The 17052-nt window shown below is 62.3% G+C and carries 18 protein-coding genes; 9 read left to right on the forward strand and 9 right to left on the reverse strand.

The features are described from left to right. Positions 1-16 precede the first annotated feature (16 nt). Positions 17-1015: a phosphate ABC transporter substrate-binding protein PstS gene (locus tag AC5O5R_RS26785; protein ID WP_172229196.1), complete on the reverse strand. Its 999-nt coding sequence runs from the start codon at positions 1013-1015 to the stop codon at positions 17-19. A 141-nt stretch (positions 1016-1156) separates the two neighbouring features. Beyond that, a complete protein-coding gene (locus AC5O5R_RS26790) occupies positions 1157-2446 on the reverse strand; it encodes an MFS transporter (RefSeq protein WP_494514868.1) in 1290 nt (429 codons plus the stop codon). Positions 2447-2806: 360 nt separating this feature from the next. On the opposite strand from AC5O5R_RS26790, the gene AC5O5R_RS26795 reads away from it, so the two are divergent. Both AC5O5R_RS26795 and AC5O5R_RS26800 read left to right on the forward strand, forming a co-directional pair. Then, positions 2807-3205, forward strand: a complete 399-nt coding sequence (locus tag AC5O5R_RS26795) for an acyl-CoA thioesterase (protein ID WP_003253317.1) — start codon at positions 2807-2809, stop codon at positions 3203-3205. Between the two features lie 71 nt (positions 3206-3276). Beyond that, positions 3277-4173, forward strand: coding sequence for a D-hexose-6-phosphate mutarotase (locus AC5O5R_RS26800; RefSeq protein WP_172229200.1), 897 nt, complete (start codon positions 3277-3279; stop codon positions 4171-4173). Positions 4174-4266: 93 nt separating this feature from the next. Here the strand turns inward: AC5O5R_RS26800 and AC5O5R_RS26805 are convergent, their stop codons facing one another. The 5 genes from AC5O5R_RS26805 to AC5O5R_RS26825 all read right to left on the reverse strand — a co-directional run bounded on the left by AC5O5R_RS26805 (position 4267) and on the right by AC5O5R_RS26825 (position 7935). Further along, on the reverse strand, positions 4267-4800 hold the full coding sequence (locus tag AC5O5R_RS26805; protein WP_494514869.1) for a DUF3299 domain-containing protein: 534 nt from the start codon (positions 4798-4800) through the stop codon (positions 4267-4269). A 48-nt stretch (positions 4801-4848) separates the two neighbouring features. Beyond that, entirely contained in the window at positions 4849-5094 is a 246-nt protein-coding gene (locus AC5O5R_RS26810; protein ID WP_172233172.1) for a GlsB/YeaQ/YmgE family stress response membrane protein, read from the reverse strand. A gap of 96 nt (positions 5095-5190) precedes the next feature. Then, the gene (locus AC5O5R_RS26815; RefSeq protein ID WP_172233169.1) at positions 5191-6273 is read right to left on the reverse strand and encodes a 5-(carboxyamino)imidazole ribonucleotide synthase; all 1083 of its coding nucleotides are present in this window, start codon (positions 6271-6273) and stop codon (positions 5191-5193) included. Between the two features lie 10 nt (positions 6274-6283). Further along, on the reverse strand, positions 6284-6775 hold the full coding sequence (gene purE / locus AC5O5R_RS26820) for a 5-(carboxyamino)imidazole ribonucleotide mutase (protein ID WP_016489856.1): 492 nt from the start codon (positions 6773-6775) through the stop codon (positions 6284-6286). A gap of 242 nt (positions 6776-7017) precedes the next feature. Beyond that, a complete protein-coding gene (locus tag AC5O5R_RS26825) occupies positions 7018-7935 on the reverse strand; it encodes a LysR substrate-binding domain-containing protein (RefSeq protein WP_172226012.1) in 918 nt (305 codons plus the stop codon). A gap of 182 nt (positions 7936-8117) precedes the next feature. On the opposite strand from AC5O5R_RS26825, the gene aspA reads away from it, so the two are divergent. The 4 genes from aspA to AC5O5R_RS26845 all read left to right on the forward strand — a co-directional run bounded on the left by aspA (position 8118) and on the right by AC5O5R_RS26845 (position 13091). Further along, positions 8118-9542 (forward strand): aspartate ammonia-lyase, encoded by a 1425-nt coding sequence (aspA, locus tag AC5O5R_RS26830; RefSeq protein ID WP_172226009.1) that lies wholly within the window; start codon positions 8118-8120, stop codon positions 9540-9542. Between the two features lie 178 nt (positions 9543-9720). After that, on the forward strand, positions 9721-10713 hold the full coding sequence (locus AC5O5R_RS26835) for an AraC family transcriptional regulator (protein WP_172226006.1): 993 nt from the start codon (positions 9721-9723) through the stop codon (positions 10711-10713). Between the two features lie 231 nt (positions 10714-10944). Next, positions 10945-11988, forward strand: a complete 1044-nt coding sequence (locus AC5O5R_RS26840) for a histone deacetylase family protein (RefSeq protein WP_494514870.1) — start codon at positions 10945-10947, stop codon at positions 11986-11988. Beyond that, entirely contained in the window at positions 11988-13091 is a 1104-nt protein-coding gene (locus AC5O5R_RS26845; protein WP_172226000.1) for a polyamine ABC transporter substrate-binding protein, read from the forward strand. Before AC5O5R_RS26840 ends, AC5O5R_RS26845 begins: the two co-directional genes overlap by 1 nt. A gap of 79 nt (positions 13092-13170) precedes the next feature. Here the strand turns inward: AC5O5R_RS26845 and pdxR are convergent, their stop codons facing one another. Then, positions 13171-14709 (reverse strand): MocR-like pyridoxine biosynthesis transcription factor PdxR, encoded by a 1539-nt coding sequence (gene pdxR, locus AC5O5R_RS26850; protein WP_494514871.1) that lies wholly within the window; start codon positions 14707-14709, stop codon positions 13171-13173. Positions 14710-14800: 91 nt separating this feature from the next. Here pdxR and AC5O5R_RS26855 point away from each other — a divergent pair, with 91 nt between their 5' ends. The 3 genes from AC5O5R_RS26855 to AC5O5R_RS26865 are packed head-to-tail and all read left to right on the forward strand — an operon-like array spanning position 14801 to position 16568. Continuing rightward, entirely contained in the window at positions 14801-15430 is a 630-nt protein-coding gene (locus tag AC5O5R_RS26855) for an FMN-binding negative transcriptional regulator (RefSeq protein ID WP_172225995.1), read from the forward strand. A gap of 12 nt (positions 15431-15442) precedes the next feature. Further along, a complete protein-coding gene (locus AC5O5R_RS26860) occupies positions 15443-15889 on the forward strand; it encodes a GNAT family N-acetyltransferase (RefSeq protein ID WP_172225992.1) in 447 nt (148 codons plus the stop codon). Between the two features lie 7 nt (positions 15890-15896). After that, complete coding sequence (locus AC5O5R_RS26865) at positions 15897-16568, forward strand: GNAT family N-acetyltransferase (RefSeq protein WP_494514872.1); 672 nt, start codon at positions 15897-15899, stop codon at positions 16566-16568. Between the two features lie 49 nt (positions 16569-16617). Here the strand turns inward: AC5O5R_RS26865 and AC5O5R_RS26870 are convergent, their stop codons facing one another. Next, a complete protein-coding gene (locus tag AC5O5R_RS26870; RefSeq protein ID WP_172226018.1) occupies positions 16618-16896 on the reverse strand; it encodes a helix-turn-helix transcriptional regulator in 279 nt (92 codons plus the stop codon). Positions 16897-17052: the final 156 nt, after the last annotated feature.

Raw genomic sequence — 17052 nt, forward strand, 5'->3', positions numbered from 1 at the left:
CCTCCTCCTCAGTTACTTACTTCTTTGCGACGTTACCGGCGTGGGACAGGCCCAGGTCAGCCAGGGTCTTGTCGACCACTTTGGCCGGCAGTGGAATGTAGCCATCCTTGACCACGACCTGCTGGCCAGCTTGCGACAGCACCAGCTTGACGAACTCGGCTTCCAGCGGGGCCAGAGGCTTGTTCGGGGCCTTGTTGACGTACACGTACAGGAAGCGCGACAGCGGGTAGCTGCCGTTCAGGGCGTTGGCTTCGTTGTCTTCAACGAACTCGCCGCCTTCTTTCTTGGCCAGGGCTACGGTCTTGACGCTGGCGGTCTTGTAGCCGATACCCGAGTAGCCGATGCCGTTCAGCGACGAGCTGATCGACTGCACCACCGAAGCCGAGCCAGGCTGTTCGTTGACGTTAGGCTTGAAGTCGCCTTTGCACAGGGCTTCTTCCTTGAAGTAGCCGTAGGTGCCCGATACCGAGTTGCGGCCGAACAACTGGATAGGCTTGTTGGCCAGATCGCCGGTCACACCGACGTCGCCCCAGGTCTTCATCTCGGCCTTGCCACCGCACAGGCGGGTGGAGGAGAAGATGGCGTCGACCTGGGCCATGGTCAGGCCCTTGATCGGGTTGTCCTTGTGCACGAACACGGCCAGGGCGTCGACAGCAACCGGAATGGCAGTTGGCTTGTAGCCGTACTTCTGCTCGAAGGCCTGCAGCTCGACATCCTTCATCTTGCGGCTCATCGGGCCGATGTTGGCGGTGCCTTCAGTCAGCGCGGGTGGCGCGGTGGAGGAGCCAGCCGCCTGGATCTGGATGTTTACGTTCGGATATTCCTTCTTGTACGCCTCGGCCCACAGCGTCATCAGGTTCGCCAGGGTGTCGGAGCCTACGCTGGAGAGGTTGCCCGAAACACCGGTGGTCTTGGTGTAGGTCGGGATCGACGGATCGACGGCGGCTACCGCGTTGGCGGTAGCTACGCCCGCGGCGGCGAAGGTAAGGGCCGCCATCAAACGCTTCAGTTTCATGCCTTGCTCCTAGCAGGAATATTGGGGTGTTGGATGGAACGGGCCCAAGTATCGGCAGGCCGCATGAACACGATATGACCTAATTGTGACAAATGGATGAAAGGCCATCACCGAATTCAGTTCTGGCCTATTCCAAGCAGATCAGCGCTTATTGGCGAGCAGGTACAGGCCGACAGCCAGGCCAACCGCACACAAGCCTGCTACATAGTAGGCCGGCGCCATCGGGCTCACCTTCAGCAGCGCCGTCACCACCATCGGCGTCAGCCCGCCAAAGATGGCGTAGGCCACGTTGTACGAGAACGAAAGCCCGCTGAAGCGCACCGCCGCCGGGAACGCCTTGACCATCACGTAGGGCACCGCGCCGATCACGCCCACGCACAGGCCGGTCACCGCATACAGCGGGAACAACAGGTCGGGCCGGGTCGGCAGGCTGTGGTAGAAGCTCCATGAGCTGACCAGCAGCAGCAGGCTGCCGATCACGAACACTCGCCCCGCGCCAAAGCGGTCGGCCAGGCTGCCGGCGCCGATGCAGCCGACGCTGAGCAGCACGATGGCCAGGCTGTTGGCCTTGAGCGAGTCGGTGGGACTGATGTGGTAGAAGCTCTGCAGCAACGCCGGGGTCATCAGGATGACCACCACGATGCCGGCCGACAGCATCCAGGTCAGCAGCATCGACAGGATGATCGGTCCACGGTGGTCACGCAGCACCGCGCGCAAAGGCAGCTCTTCGGCCAGCGCCTTGCGCTGCTGCATCTCGGCGAACACCGGGGTCTCATGCAGCCAGCGGCGCAAGTACACCGAGAACAGGCCGAACATCCCACCGAGCAGGAACGGGATGCGCCAGGCGTAATCGGCCACCTCTTCCACGCTGTAGACGCTGTTGATCAGGGTCGCCACCAGCGAACCGAGCAGGATGCCTGCAGTCAGGCCGGCCGTGAGGGTGCCGCACGCGTAGCCGGTATTGCGCGCCGGTACGTGTTCGGACACGAACACCCAGGCGCCCGGCACCTCGCCACCAATCGCAGCACCCTGGATAACCCGCATCAGCAGCAACAGGATCGGCGCCCACATGCCGATCTGCGCATAGGTGGGGAGCAGGCCCATGATCAACGTCGGCAGGGCCATCATGAAGATGCTCAGGGTAAACATCTTCTTGCGCCCGAGCAGGTCACCGAAGTGCGCCATGATGATGCCGCCCAGCGGCCGCGCCAGGTAGCCGGCGGCAAAGATGCCGAAGGTTTGCATCAGGCGCAGCCATTCCGGCATGTCCGCCGGGAAGAACAACTTGCCGACCACGGTGGCGAAGAACACGAAGATGATGAAGTCGTAGAACTCCAGCGCGCCACCCAGGGCGGACAGCGAGAGGGTCTTGTAGTCACTGCGGGTCAGCGGCCGCGAGGGCTGCTCGATACTGCTCGGCACGGAAGTCATCGCTCGTTGTTCTCTTGGTAGGGCATGCAGGCCGCTTGGCACGCGGCTTCTGGATTGGTAGTGCAGCGAAGATAGCAAATTGCCGAGCCGCGCCGAAAGCGATACAAAAACCAGACAGATATTCATGAATGCGCGGTCGTCGCTGGCCGTTATGCTCTATATACTGGCAATTCGTAGGAAAAGGTTATTGCTAGTGTGGGATGTTGTGCGAAAACGCCGGTCTTTATGTCAGGCGGTTTCGCAGAGTCTCCCTACGGCCGCCAAGTGAAACGAAATCGGCGTAGTATGTTTCAAGCTGAATCGTTTACCCGGCCTTGCGCCACACCAACGAAAAGCGTCACGGGTCAGAGGCCCCATCGCATGATTGAGCTCGAACAAGAAGATCCAATCCCGCAAGGCGACCTGGCCTTGCAGATCACCGCACTCCCACGTGAAACCAACGGCTTTGGCGATATCTTCGGCGGCTGGCTGGTTGCCCAGATGGACCTCGCCGGCACTGCCATGGCCAGTCGTGTGGCTGGAGGCCGCGTGGCCACCGTGGCCATCGACCGCATGGCCTTCCTGGTACCGGTCGCCGTGGGCGCGCAGCTGTCGTTCTATACCCAGACCCTGGAAATCGGCCGCAGCTCGATCCAGATGATGGTCGAAGTGTGGAGTGACGACCCGCTGTCCAGCGAATGGCGCAAGGTGACCGAAGCGGTATTCGTGTTCGTTGCCATCGACGGCAGTGGCCGTACCCGCTCCGTGCCTCGTCGCTGAGCCACGCCGGCGGTAAACTCATTGCATGTGCCCGGGTCCAAGGCCCACTGGCAATCAATGAGAAGAACGCAATGGCTACTTTCAAGGTCGATACCGAGCAACATGGCGGACTCAACTGCTGGCGTATCAGCAGCGACCGCGCCGAACTCCTGATCGCCCAGCAGGGCGCGCAGATCCTCAGCTACCAGCGGGTGGGCGAACCACCACTGCTGTGGCTGAGCGACCAGGCCATCTTCGACAAGGGCAAGTCGGTACGCGCTGGCGTGCCAGTGTGCTGGCCGTGGTTCGGCAACCTGCAGCGCAACCCCGAGGCCGTACAGGCCATGTACCGAGGCGAGCAGGCACCTGCTCATGGGCTTGCACGCACCCGTGACTGGCTGTTGCTGGGCGTCGAGGAAGCGGCTGACGGCCTGCGCATCGAATTTGAACTGCCCGACGCGCAGGGTGACTTGCCAGGCTGGCCTCACGATGTCGAGCTGAAGCTGGCCGTGGTCCTGGGTGATGACCTGAAACTGAGCCTGACCAGCCGCAACATGGGCAATACTCCCGTGACCATCAGCCAGGCCCTGCATAGCTACTTCGCGGTCAGCGACGTACGCCAGGCGCGGGTCGAAGGGGTCGAGGGGCTGAGCTATATCGAGACCCTTGCCGACTGGCAACAGCGCCAGCAGCAGGCGGCATTGACGTTTTCCGGGGAGACAGACCGGATCTACCTCGCTACCCCGCAAACACTGAGCATTGTCGATCCGCACTGGAACCGGCGGATTACCCTGACCAGTAGCGGGTCGCGCTCGGCGGTGATCTGGAACCCGTGGACCGAGCGGGCCAGGGAACTGCCGGACATGGCTGATGATGGCTGGCAGCGGATGCTGTGCATCGAGACCGCGAATGTGTGGGACGACCTGGTGGACTTGAAGCCCGGGGCCAGCCACTCGCTGGGGGTAAAGATTGGCTGTGAAATGATCTGAGAGGTGTGTTGCCAGCTCGGGCCTCATCGCCGGCAAGCCAGCTCCCACAAGCTGTGGGAGCTGGCTTGCCGGCGATGAGGCCGGTACTGGCAATCAGAGGTCGGCGTCCTCCACCACCCTCACTTTCCCCGCATCCAGCGCATACGCCGCATCGGCCAGGTCATTGCTGACCTGCTCCACCTTCAGCTTGCCGCTGACCCACAGCGGGGTGTAGATATCGTCAATCCTCAGCCCTGTCGGGTAACGCACCAGCACCAGCTGGTTCGGTGGCGGTGGCGGTACGTGAATGCACGCGCCCGGGTACGGCACCAGGAAAAACAGCGTGCTGTTGCCCTTGGCATCGCTCTCCAGCGGCACCGGGTAGCCGCCCAGGCGAATGTCCTTGCCGTTCATGGCCGCCACGGTCTTGGTCGAATACATCACCGCCGGCAGGCCCTTGCTCTGTTTCAGTCCGCCCTTGTCGGTAAAGGTGCCCATGGCCTCTGGCGAGTCATGGTCGATTTCGGGCATTTGCTCAAGCGCTCTCTGGTCCGACTTGGGCATCAGCTCCAGCCAGTCGGTTTCGGGCAGTTCGGCATGGGCCAGGGTACTGGCCAACAGCAGGGGGACGAGGAAAAAGGCACGCATGGAAATGCTCGGCAACTCGAATGAATTGCCGGGCATTCTAACCAGTATTCAGCGTTTCTTGATGAATCCGTAGATCACCAGCAGCACGACGGCACCGACCAGCGCCCCGAAGAAGCCCGCCGCCTGCCCGGCCTGGTAAATGCCCAGCGCCTGGCCGCCATAAGTGGCCAGCAGCGAGCCGGCAATACCCAGCAGGATGGTCATGATCCAGCCCATGCTGTCGTCGCCCGGTTTGACGAAACGGGCCAGCAGGCCGACGATGAGACCGATGAAGATGGTTCCGATGATGCCCATGGCAATCCCTCTGCAGTGAAGATGAAACAAGCCAAAGCCTAGACAGCGCTTTGGCTTGTTGCCATCTCAGAGGGCCAGCCGTTGCCAGAAGTTCGATCAGTTGCTGATCAGAGCCTCTACTTCGGCAATCTTGCGCTCGAGGGTGGCCATGTCATGGCAGCGCAGGGTGGCATGACCAACCTTGCGGCCGGCCTTGAAGGCCTTGCCGTAGTGGTGCAGGTGGCAGTCATCGATGGCGACCACTTTGTCCACAGCCGGCACTTCACCGATGAAGTTGAGCATCGCGCTCTCGCCAACCTTGGCAGTCGAGCCCAGTGGCAGGCCGGCGACGGCGCGCAGGTGGTTCTCGAACTGGCTGCACTCGGCGCCTTCGATGGTCCAGTGCCCGGAGTTGTGCACGCGTGGAGCAATTTCGTTGGCCTTCAGGCCACCGTCGACTTCGAAGAACTCGAAGGCCATCACGCCAACGTAATCCAGCTTCTGCAGTACGCGGCCGACGTAGTCTTCGGCCAGCGCTTGCAGCGGGTGTGCCTGGCTGGCCACCGACAGCCGCAGGATGCCGCTGTCGTGGGTGTTGTGCACCAGCGGGTAGAAGCGCGTTTCGCCGTCACGGCCACGCACCGCCACCAGCGATACTTCGCCAGTGAATGGCACGAAGCCTTCCAGCAGGCATGGCACGCTGCCCAGCTCGGCGAAAGTGCCCACCACGTCTTCAGGCGTGCGCAGCACTTTCTGGCCCTTGCCGTCGTAACCCAGAGTGCGGGTCTTCAGTACGGCAGGCAGGCCGATACTGGCCACTGCGGCGTCCAGGTCTGCCTGCGAGAGAATGTCGGCGAAGGCCGGGGTAGGGATACCCAGGTCGCGGAACATGCTTTTTTCGAACAGGCGGTCGCGGGCGATGCGCAGCGCCTCGGCGCTGGGGTACACCGGCACGAACTGCGAGAGGAAGGCCACGGTCTCGGCCGGGACGCTTTCGAACTCGAAAGTGACCAGGTCGACTTCGTCGGCCAGCTGACGCAGGTGGTCCTGGTCGCCGTAGTCGGCCCGCAGGTGCTCGCCCAGTGCTGCAGCGCAGGCGTCCGGCGCGGGGTCGAGGAAAGCGAAGTTCATGCCCAGCGGGGTACCCGCCAGGGCCAGCATGCGGCCCAGCTGGCCGCCACCGATTACACCGATCTTCATGGGTTGAGCCTCAAGCCTGGCGCGGGTCTGGGTTATCCAGAACGGTGTCGGTCTGTTCTGTGCGGAACTGCTTGAGCGCCGCGTGGTACTGCGGGTACTTGGCGCCCAGGATGCTGGCCGACAGCAGCGCAGCGTTGATGGCACCGGCACGGCCGATGGCCAGGGTGGCTACCGGCACGCCGGCTGGCATCTGCACGATCGACAGCAGCGAATCGACACCCGACAGCATCGACGATTGCACCGGCACACCCAGCACCGGCAGGTGAGTCTTGGCGGCGCACATGCCTGGCAAGTGGGCTGCGCCACCGGCACCGGCGATGATCACCTCGATACCACGGCCTTCGGCCTCCTCGGCATACTGGAACAGCAAGTCCGGGGTGCGGTGGGCGGAAACCACCTTCACTTCGTAGGGAATGCCGAGTTTTTCCAGCATATCGGCGGTGTGGCTAAGGGTGGACCAATCGGACTTGGAGCCCATGATCACGCCAACCAGTGCACTCATCGTCGAGCCTCTCCTGCAAGCGCCTTCGGGCGCGCTAAAAGCAACAAGCCACGCAGGTGGGCCGGCGTGGCTTGTCATACGGATTCTGAATCGACCAGGTCGGCCGAAGGCGCGGGATTGTAGCGTATTTAAAGGCGGGCCGCCCACCCCCACAAGCACATGCCGGATCAAAGGGCAAGCTGTCTCGCGGGACAACTTTTCCTGCTGCTCACCAACCCGGCTGCTTCAGAAAATTCGCCCCCTCAAACTGATACCTCGCCCGGGTTGCCGGCCGACTCCAGCTTGCGCCACAACAGGCGCACATTCGCCTTGCGCACGAGTGCACAGCGGTACAGGCGGATTTCCAATGGCACGTGCCACTGGCTCCCCCCGCAGATCACCAATTCCCCGCGCTGCAGTTCGCCCCGCATCGACAGGCGCGGCACCCAGGCGATGCCCATTCCTTCCAGCGCCATACTCTTGAGGCTGTCGGCCATCGCCGTCTCGTAGACGGTGGTATAGCGCAGGTTGCGCTGGCGCAGCAGCAAGCTCACCGAACGCCCGAGGAACGCGCCGGCGCTGTAGGCCAGCAGCGGCACGCTGGCATCGCCTTCAAGATCGAACATGGGCTTGCCGTCGGCATCCGGCGTGCACACCGGCAACATTTCAGTGGTGCCCATGTGTAACGAAGGGAAGATCTCGGCGTCCATCTGCAGGGCGGCGTCGGGATCATAGAAAGCCAGCATCAGGTCGCAGCCACCTTCGCGCAATGCATGCACGGCATCCCCGACGTTAGTCGCAACCAGGCGCGTGGCAATGTTCAACCCATCGTTGCGCAACTGGGCGACCCAGCGCGGGAAAAAGCCCGATGCCAGGGAGTGAGCGGCTGCTACTTGCACTACCTCGCCCTGCCCGCCTTCCAGATGGTGCAAATGACGGAGAATTTCGCTCAACTGGTCGACAACGGTACGCGCAGTGACGAGAAACAGCTGGCCGGCCTCAGTCAGTTCGATCGGTGTGCGGGAACGATTGACCAGTTGCAGGCCCAAGGCTGCTTCAAGGCTGCGAATGCGCCGGCTGAAGGCCGGCTGGGTCACGAAACGCCGCTCTGCCGCCTGGGAAAAACTGCGGGTGGCGGCCAGCGCGCTGAAGTCTTCCAGCCATTTGCTTTCAAGGTTCACGAAGCACATCTCCTGGCATGCACCAAAATGGAACACGCTCGAATGTCAATTGGCGTCACATGAAACAGTATGCCGTTTACGCATAGGTTAGCGTGCAACAGCATTGGCCGCAAAATCACCTTAAGGCCTAGGATTAGCGCCATTCCGGCATGTGCCGGGTCAAAATCGAGATGATATACATCATGTCTTCCGCTGCATCGTTCCGCGTCGAAAAAGATCTGTTGGGTACCCTTGAAGTTCCTGCCGATGCCTACTACGGCATCCAGACCCTGCGCGCTGCCAACAACTTCCACCTCTCCGGCGTTCCGCTGTCGCACTACCCGAAACTGGTAGTCGGCCTGGCGATGGTCAAGCAGGCTGCTGCTGATGCCAACCGAGAGCTGGGGCACTTGAGCGATGCCAAGCATGCTGCCATCAGCGCTGCTTGCGGGCGACTGATCAAAGGCGACTATCACGAGCAGTTCGTGGTCGACATGATCCAGGGTGGTGCCGGTACTTCCACCAACATGAACGCCAACGAAGTCATCGCCAACATCGCGCTGGAGGCCATGGGCCACCAGAAGGGTGAGTACCAGTACTTGCACCCGAACAACGATGTGAACATGGCACAGTCGACCAACGACGCCTACCCGACGGCCATCCGCCTGGGCCTGCTGCTGGGCCATGACGCCCTGCTGGCCAGCCTCGACAGCCTGATCCAGGCCTTCGCTGCCAAGGGTAAGGAATTCGACCACGTACTGAAGATGGGCCGTACCCAGCTGCAGGACGCCGTGCCGATGACCCTGGGCCAGGAATTCCGCGCCTTCGCCACCACCATGACCGAAGACCTCAACCGTCTGCGTTCGCTGGCGCCTGAGCTGCTGACCGAAATCAACCTGGGTGGTACTGCCATCGGTACCGGTATCAACGCCGACCCGGGTTACCAGATGCTCGCCGTACAGCGCTTGGCACTCATCAGCGGCCAGCCGCTGGTACCGGCTGCCGACCTGATCGAAGCCACCTCCGACATGGGCGCTTTCGTGCTGTTCTCCGGCATGCTCAAGCGTACCGCGGTCAAGCTGTCGAAGATCTGCAACGACCTGCGCCTGCTGTCCAGCGGCCCGCGCACCGGCATCAACGAGATCAACCTGCCAGCGCGTCAGCCAGGTAGCTCGATCATGCCAGGCAAGGTCAACCCGGTTATTCCGGAAGCCGTCAACCAGGTGGCCTTCGCCATCATGGGCAACGACCTGGCCCTGACCGTCGCCGCCGAGGGTGGCCAGCTGCAGCTGAACGTGATGGAGCCGCTGATCGCCTACAAGATCTTCGACTCGATCCGCCTGCTGCAACGCGCCATGGACATGCTGCGCGAGCACTGCATCGTCGGCATCACTGCCAACGAACAGCGCTGCCGTGAACTGGTCGAGCACTCGATCGGCCTGGTCACCGCCCTGAACCCGTACATCGGCTACGAAAACGCCACCCGTATCGCCCGTGTCGCCCTGGAAACCGGCCGCGGCGTGCTGGAACTGGTGCGCGAGGAACAGCTGCTGGACGAAGCGATGCTCAACGACATCCTGCGTCCGGAAAACATGATCGCTCCACGTCTGGTTCCGCTGAAGGCGTAACCAGGCTGCTGCAAACAGTCTCACCAGGTTAAGGGACTAGACACCTCTCAACCTTTCAAGGCCCGAGCCTATGCCTCGGGCCTTTTTTTGCCTGATGAATTTGTGGCCGCTTGCCAGCCCCGGGTATCGGCACACAACTTGCTCCATAATGCATCCCAGTCCAACGGGATTACCCAGCATGCTGCACAGCCACCTGACCACACTCAACGCAGTTTCGCTGATCCTCAACGTCTTCCAGGCAGACGGTTGCGAAGCTTCGGCGCTGCTGGCCGGCAGCGGCATAGGCCCGGCAGACCTTGGCCACGCCGATGCGCGCATCACCACCCAGCAAGAGCTGCAGGTGTGCGCCAACGCCGTGGCCCGGCGCGAGGACATCGGCCTGGAGCTGGGTCGGCGCATGCATGTGTCGTGCTATGGCATGCTCGGTTACGCCCTGCTCTCCAGTGCCACTTTGGGTGACGCCCTGCGCCTGGCGCTGCAGTATCCGGCACTGCTGGGAACAGTTTTCAAGCTGCGCTTGCTCGACGATGGCCAGCGCGTCTGGTTCAGCGCCAGCGATTACCACGACAGCGCAGCGCTTGGCGCTTTCAACGCCGAATTCTGCCTGGTGTCGCTGAAAATCATCTGCGACGACCTGCTTGGCTGCCCGCTGCCGCTGCTGGGTGCGCGTTTCGAACACGCGCGGCCCGGCTACCACGCGCTTTATGACGGTGCATTCCAGTGCGCGATCGGTTTCGACGCAGAGGACAATGCCTTCGCCTTCGAGCGGCGCTGGCTGGACATGCCGCTGCCACTGGCCGACCCGATTACCCACAAGGCCATGAGCGAACGTTGCCGGCGGCTGAACCTTGAGTTCACCGGCCGCCAGGCCTGGCTGGGGCGTATTCGTCAATTGCTGGCGCAGCAACTGGACGCCGCACCTGGGCTGGAAGGGTTGGCGCGGCAGATGAATTGTTCTTCCCGCACGCTGCGGCGGCATTTGCAGGCATTGGGCAGCAGTTATCAACAGCTGCTGGATGAACTGAGGTTCGAGCGGGCCAAGCAGTTGCTGGCCGATGAGCAGATGCCGATCTACCGGATTGCCGAGACTTTGGGGTTCAGCGAGACGGCCAGTTTCCGGCATGCCTTCCAGCGCTGGAGTGGTGTGGCACCCAGCCACTTCCGCGGTTGACCTGCCCCGCCCCTTCGCGGGTGAACCCGCTCCCACAGGTATTGCACCAGCCTTGGGTGCGGCACCAAACCGTGTGGGAGCGGGTTCACCCGCGAAGAGGCCAGTACAGGTCAACAACAATCCGGCCACAGCGCTTGGCCACATCGATCCCCTTTTGGCCGTTTGCGTCGTTCTCCATAACTGACCGGCACATGACAATGGGCCCACGCCAGTACCCACCGGAGAACAACAATGCTGACGATCTATTCCGATGACCATCGCCTGCACCACGGCCGCTGCGAGCTGATCGACGGCAAGCTGATGCCCTGTTTCGAAATGCCTTCGCGCGCCGACCATGTGCTGGAGCAGGTGAAACAGCGCAACCTTGGTGATATCCAGGGCCCCACCGACTTTGGCCGCTCGCCCTTGTTGCGGGTCCACAGCGCAGATTATCTGGACTTCTTCGAAGGCGCCTGGACACGCTGGGCCGCACTCGGCCACGAGGGCGACCTGTTGCCGTTCACCTGGCCAGCACGCACCCTGCGCCAGGTAAAACCTACCGGCCTGCACGGTGAACTGGGCTATTACAGCTTCGATGCCGGCGCGCCGATCACCGCCGGTACCTGGCGGGCCGCCTACAGCGCTGCTCAGGTAGCCCTCACTGCCCAGGCGGCCATCGAGCAAGGCGCGCATTCGGCCTTCGCCCTGTGCCGCCCGCCAGGGCACCACGCCGCTGGCGAAGTCATGGGCGGCTACTGCTACCTGAACAACGCCGCCATCGCCGCCCAGGCCTTCCTCGACCAGGGCCGGAACAAGGTCGCCATCCTCGACGTCGACTATCACCACGGCAACGGCACCCAAGACATCTTCTACCAGCGCAACGACGTGTTTTTCGCCTCGATCCATGGCGACCCGCAGGCCGAGTTCCCGTTTTTCCTGGGCTACGCCGACGAGACAGGCGAAGGCGCCGGCGAAGGTTTCAACATCAACTACCCCTTGCCCGCTGGCAGCGACTGGGCGGCCTGGAGCGCTGCGCTGGAGCAAGCCTGCCAACGCATCGCCAGCTATGACGCCGACGTGCTGGTGATCTCGCTGGGCGTGGACACCTTCAAGGACGACCCGATCTCGCAATTCAAGCTGGACAGCCCGGACTACCTGGAAATGGGCAAGCGCATCGCCGAGCTCGGCAAGCCGACCCTGTTCGTGATGGAAGGCGGCTACGCTGTGGAAGAAATCGGTATCAACGCGGTCAATGTGCTGGACGGTTTCCAGCGCGCCCAGCCAGGAGCCCGGTAATGGTCCGACTCAAGCGTCTGCTCACCCCGTTCATCGCTGCCACCCTGTTCACCGGTGCCCTGCACGCTCAGGCCGAGCAGCGCACCCTGCGTGTATATAACTGGTTCGATTACATCACCCCGCAGACCTTGACCGACTTCAAGAAGGACAGCGGCGTCAAGCTGGTGTACGACATCTTCGACACCAACGAAGCGCTGGAAGCCAAGCTGCTGACCGGCAACTCCGGTTATGACGTGGTGGTGCCGTCCAACGTGTTCCTGGCCAAGCAGATCGAAGCCGGGGTGTTCCAGCCGCTGGACCGCAGCAAGCTGCCCAACTGGCAACACCTGGACCCGGCACTGATGAAGCTGATCGAGGCCAACGACCCCGGCAACAAATTTGCGGTGCCCTACATGTATGGCACCGTGCTGATCGGCTTCAACCCGGCCAAGGTCAAGGCTGCGCTCGGCGACAACGCCCCGGTGGACAGCTGGGACCTGATCTTCAAGGAAGAGAACATCGCCAAGCTCAAGCAATGCGGTGTGGCACTGCTCGACTCACCCTCGGAGATTCTGCCACTGGCTTTGCAGTACCTGGGCTTGCCGCCCAACAGCGACAAACCGGCAGACTACAAGCAAGCCGAGGCGTTGATGCTGAAGATTCGCCCGCATATCACCTACTTCCACTCTTCCAAGTACATGGCAGACATCGCCAATGGCGATATTTGTGTAGCGGTGGGCTACAGCGGCAGCTTCTCCCAGGCCGCCAACCGTGCCCGCGAAGCCAAGAATGGCGTGGTAGTCGATATGCGCCTGCCAAAGGAAGGTGCACCGATCTGGTTCGACATGCTGGCGATTCCGAAGAACGCGGCCAACCCGGAAGATGCCCATGAATTCATCAATTACCTGCTGCGGCCCGAGGTGATTGCGCCGATCAGCGACTTTGTCGGGTATCCGAACCCCAACAAGGATGCGACCGACAAGGTGAGCCCGGCGATTCGCAACAACCCCAACCTGTATCCGACGGCAGAGGCGATGGCCAAGCTTTATACCCTCAAGCCTTTGGCGCGGGATGCAGAGCGGGCCAGGACTCGGGCTTGGACGCGGATCAAATCCGGGACCTGAGTTGGATCTTCGCCGGTGAACACGCTCCCACAGGATCTGCGTCGCGTCTGAGGCCGGCGCAGTACCTGTGGGAGCGGGTTCACCCGCGAAGAGGCCGCCAAGCCTTGCGCAATTTCATCATGGCCTCGGCAATTTCCCCCTCCGGTACCGCGGCAAACCCGAGCACCAGCCCCGCGCGCTTATCCACAGGCACATCGCTGTTCGCCAACCAGAAATTGCTCAGCGGCGTCACCTCCACCCCCATCGCTTCCGCCTGGGCCACCAACTCCTGCTCCCGCGCAAAGTTATCCACATCAACCTTTACATGTAGCCCGGCCGCCACTTCCGGCATGCCGCCCAACCCCGGAATATCCTCAGGCCAACCCGCCTTGAGCACATTGCGCCGGCTCAACGCCGCCTTGCGCATACGGCGGATATGCCTCTGGAAGTGCCCCCTGGCCATGAACTCGGCCATTACACACTGGCTGCTGACCTCCGAATGCCGCACCGCCAGCGCTTTGCCCTGGCTGAATGCCTGCACCAGGCGCGGCGGCAACACCAGATAGCCCAGTCGCAACGCCGGGAAGGCGATCTTGCCGAAGGTGCCAACATATAAAACACGCCCATGTCGGTCGAGAGCCGCCAGCGGGGCCAAGGGAGCGCCGCTGTAACGGTACTCGCCATCGTAGTCGTCTTCGATAATCCAGCCATCGCTTTGCTCGGCCCATGCCAGCAACTGAAGACGGCGCGCCAGACTCATGGTGACCCCGGTCGGATACTGGTGGGCCGGCGTGACATAGGCCAGCCGGCAATCTTCAAGCTGCGCGAGCTGGCGACAGTCCATGCCGTCTTCGTCCACCGCCACGCCATGCAACTTGCCACCGACCAGCGCAAAGGCGTGTCCGGCCGCGCGGTAGCCTGGGTTTTCCACAGCCACCCCGTCGCCAGGCTGCAGCAGCAGCTGTGCACAAAGGCTGATGGCCTGCTGCGCGCCACTGGTGATCACAATTTGCTCAGCCGTGCAGCTCAGCCCCCGCGAACGGCGCAGGTAAGCCGCGATCAGCTCGCGCAACGCAGGCTCACCTGCCGGGTCACCGTAGCCCAGCTGCGCTGGTGACGGATTACGCCAGAAACCCGCCTGCAGCTTGGCCCAGACATCGAACGGGAACAGGTCGAACGCGGGGATGCCGACGCGAAAAGCACGCGGGGCAGCGCTTTTTGGCGGAGGTAAATGATGATTTTTCAGACGCTGCAATGGCTCGCTGATGCGTCTATTGCTGGATAAATACTCAGTATTTTTCGGGTTAAATGTGGATAACCCTGTTGATAAACCCAGGGATAACCCTGTGGATAGTTGTGTGGATAGTTTCGGCAGGCGGCTGACGTAAGTGCCGTCACCTACCCGGCTTTCAATGTACCCCTCGGCATACAGCTGGTCATAGGCACGCACCACGCTGTTGCGTGACAGCGCCAGCATCGCGGCCAGGTCCCGGCTGGCCGGCAGCCGCGTGCCGCTGCTCAGCCGCCCGTCCAGTACCCGCGCACGCAGCGCCTGGTACAACTGCTGGCTTAGCCCGCGGCGGCGATCCAAGGCAATCCCGGCAGGGTCGAAAGGCAGTATGAGGGGGCGCTCGCTCATGGCATTGGACCTATCAAAACAGGCAGTAATGGCTCTTACCCAGAACCAATAGCCTGCCTAGGATAGAGCCATTGGACAAGGGACTCGACACATGTACAACAGCAAGCCGCACCAGGAACACGACCTCGGTCGCCTGCACCAGCACATGCTGGACACCCGCCTGGCGGTTCTGGTCAGCCAAGGCGAACAGGGCCTGCTGGCCACCCACCTGCCGGTGCTGGTCGACACCGCCGAAGGCGAATACGGCACCGTCTATGCCCACCTGGCGCGGGCCAACCGCCAGTGGCAGGACCTGGCGCAGGGTGGCGAAGCCCTGCTGGTGTTCCCCGGTGCCGATGCCTACGTCAGCCCCGGCTACTATCCGAGCAAGGCCGAGAACCCCAAAGTGGTGCCAACCTGGAACTACCTGGCCGTGCACGCCTATGGCCCGGCCGAAGTGATCCATGATGCCGCGCCGCTGCTGGCTATCGTCAGCCGCCTGACCGATCGCCACGAACAAGGCCGCAGCGCCCCGTGGAGCGTCACCGACGCCCCTGCTGATTATATTGACGGCATGCTTCGCGCCATCGTCGGCATCCGCCTGCCCATCACCCGCCTGCAAGGTGCACGCAAGCTCAGCCAGAACCGCGCCGGGCAAGACATCGCCGGTGTACGCGAAGGCCTCGGCGCCAGCCCCGATCCACTGGACAACCAACTCGCGGCGCACATGCGCCAGCTCTGAAGGAATAGCCCCATGCCCAGCGTTACCCTGCGCCCCGTTACCGCCCAAGACCATGCTGCCTGGCTCGGCTTGTGGCAGGCCTACCTGCATTTCTATGCAACCGAGCTGGCCGATGAGGTCAGCCTGAGCACCTGGCAACGCCTGCTCGACCCGAACGAACCAACCCATTCGACCCTGGCCTGGGTGGATGGCAAGGCGGTGGGGATGGTCAACTTCATCTACCATCGTTCCAACTGGAGCATCGAGAATTCCTGCTACCTGCAGGACCTGTACGTGGACGAGACGCAGCGCGGCCTGGGTATCGGCCGCCAGCTGATCGAGCACGTCTACGCCACTGCCAAGGCCGACAGTTGCATCAAGGTGCACTGGCTGACCCACGAGACCAACGCCACCGCCATCAGCCTGTATCAGCAGGTTGCCGAGCGATCGGGCTTCATCCAATTCCGCAAAGGGTTGTAAGCCGAACATGACTGACGCATTGCACTGGAAACCCGCTGCCGTACCTCGAGCCGAGCCCATCGAGGGCCGCTTCATTCGCCTGGAAAAGCTCGACCCTGTGCGCCATGGCGACGACCTCTGGGAGGCGCTGCAGGGGCCGGCATCCGACCCTGTGCTGTGGGACTACCTGCCCTATGGCCCATTCGCCGAGCGTGGCGCCTTCGACCGCTGGCTGGAAGGCAATGCCGCCGGCCTCGACCCGCTGTTCTATACCGTCATGGACCGCGCCACCGGCCAGGCCCAGGGCATTCTCAGCCTGATGTCGATTGTGCCCGACCATGGCCGCATCGAAATCGGCCACATCGCCTTCGGCGCCGCCATGCAACGTACGCCCAAGGGCACCGAGGCGGTGTACCTGCTGGGCAAGCTGGGTTTCGAACTGGGTAACCGCCGGCTGGAATGGAAGTGCAACAACGCCAACGCCCGCTCCAAGCGGGCGGCGGAGCGGTTTGGCTTCGAGTTCGAGGGCGTGTTCCGCAAGCACCTGGTGGTCAAGGACCATAACCGCGATACGGCGTGGTATTCGATTACCGATGATGAGTGGCCGCAGGTGGCGGCAGGGTTCGAGCGGTGGTTGAGCGATGCCAACCAGCGGCCTGAAGGTCAGGTACACACCCTTGAGGCATGCCGGATAGGCTGATATTGACCACGGATCACGGGCCAGCAGGCCTGTGATCCGTATGAAGATACTACCTGACCTTGGTGGCGCGCCTGACCACGCCCATCTGTAAACCGAATGGCTTGAATACAGCGTTCAATGACTTGAGCGTGGGGTTACCATCCCCCTGCTCGATCTGAATCAGCGTACGCACTGAAACCTTGCACATCCGCGCGAACTGAGTCTGCTGCATTTTCGCCACCTCCACGCGTAGCCGTCGCACGGCTGCCCCCAACTCAAGGCTCCCCTCGGCGATACCTTCGCGCACGCCATCGATCAGCAGCCCGCGGGCGTCGATGGAAACCGTCATGCCAACCCCCACTCCGCCATTCGGCGCTCAAGCTTGCCCAGCGCAATCGCCGGGTGATTCATCACTGCATCCGGGAAAATTTCTGCATTTTAATGCAGATGTAAACCAACCATCAGTATCAAATCTGCAATAAAATGCATCAGCACGAAAAAAAAG

Source organism: Pseudomonas sp. 8_5_2, assembly GCF_059295255.1.

Excerpts from the sequence above, each read along its gene's own strand:
- AC5O5R_RS26785 (WP_172229196.1), bottom strand. The coding sequence starts at position 1,015 with ATGAAACTGAAGCGTTTGATGGCGGCCCTTACCTTCGCCGCCGCGGGC.
- AC5O5R_RS26790 (WP_494514868.1), bottom strand. The coding sequence starts at position 2,446 with ATGACTTCCGTGCCGAGCAGTATCGAGCAGCCCTCGCGGCCGCTGACC.
- AC5O5R_RS26795 (WP_003253317.1), top strand. The coding sequence starts at position 2,807 with ATGATTGAGCTCGAACAAGAAGATCCAATCCCGCAAGGCGACCTGGCC.
- AC5O5R_RS26800 (WP_172229200.1), top strand. The coding sequence starts at position 3,277 with ATGGCTACTTTCAAGGTCGATACCGAGCAACATGGCGGACTCAACTGC.
- AC5O5R_RS26805 (WP_494514869.1), bottom strand. The coding sequence starts at position 4,800 with ATGCGTGCCTTTTTCCTCGTCCCCCTGCTGTTGGCCAGTACCCTGGCC.
- AC5O5R_RS26810 (WP_172233172.1), bottom strand. The coding sequence starts at position 5,094 with ATGGGCATCATCGGAACCATCTTCATCGGTCTCATCGTCGGCCTGCTG.
- AC5O5R_RS26815 (WP_172233169.1), bottom strand. The coding sequence starts at position 6,273 with ATGAAGATCGGTGTAATCGGTGGCGGCCAGCTGGGCCGCATGCTGGCC.
- purE (WP_016489856.1), bottom strand. The coding sequence starts at position 6,775 with ATGAGTGCACTGGTTGGCGTGATCATGGGCTCCAAGTCCGATTGGTCC.
- aspA (WP_172226009.1), top strand. The coding sequence starts at position 8,118 with ATGTCTTCCGCTGCATCGTTCCGCGTCGAAAAAGATCTGTTGGGTACC.
- AC5O5R_RS26835 (WP_172226006.1), top strand. The coding sequence starts at position 9,721 with ATGCTGCACAGCCACCTGACCACACTCAACGCAGTTTCGCTGATCCTC.
- AC5O5R_RS26840 (WP_494514870.1), top strand. The coding sequence starts at position 10,945 with ATGCTGACGATCTATTCCGATGACCATCGCCTGCACCACGGCCGCTGC.
- AC5O5R_RS26845 (WP_172226000.1), top strand. The coding sequence starts at position 11,988 with ATGGTCCGACTCAAGCGTCTGCTCACCCCGTTCATCGCTGCCACCCTG.
- pdxR (WP_494514871.1), bottom strand. The coding sequence starts at position 14,709 with ATGAGCGAGCGCCCCCTCATACTGCCTTTCGACCCTGCCGGGATTGCC.
- AC5O5R_RS26855 (WP_172225995.1), top strand. The coding sequence starts at position 14,801 with ATGTACAACAGCAAGCCGCACCAGGAACACGACCTCGGTCGCCTGCAC.
- AC5O5R_RS26860 (WP_172225992.1), top strand. The coding sequence starts at position 15,443 with ATGCCCAGCGTTACCCTGCGCCCCGTTACCGCCCAAGACCATGCTGCC.
- AC5O5R_RS26865 (WP_494514872.1), top strand. The coding sequence starts at position 15,897 with ATGACTGACGCATTGCACTGGAAACCCGCTGCCGTACCTCGAGCCGAG.
- AC5O5R_RS26870 (WP_172226018.1), bottom strand. The coding sequence starts at position 16,896 with ATGACGGTTTCCATCGACGCCCGCGGGCTGCTGATCGATGGCGTGCGC.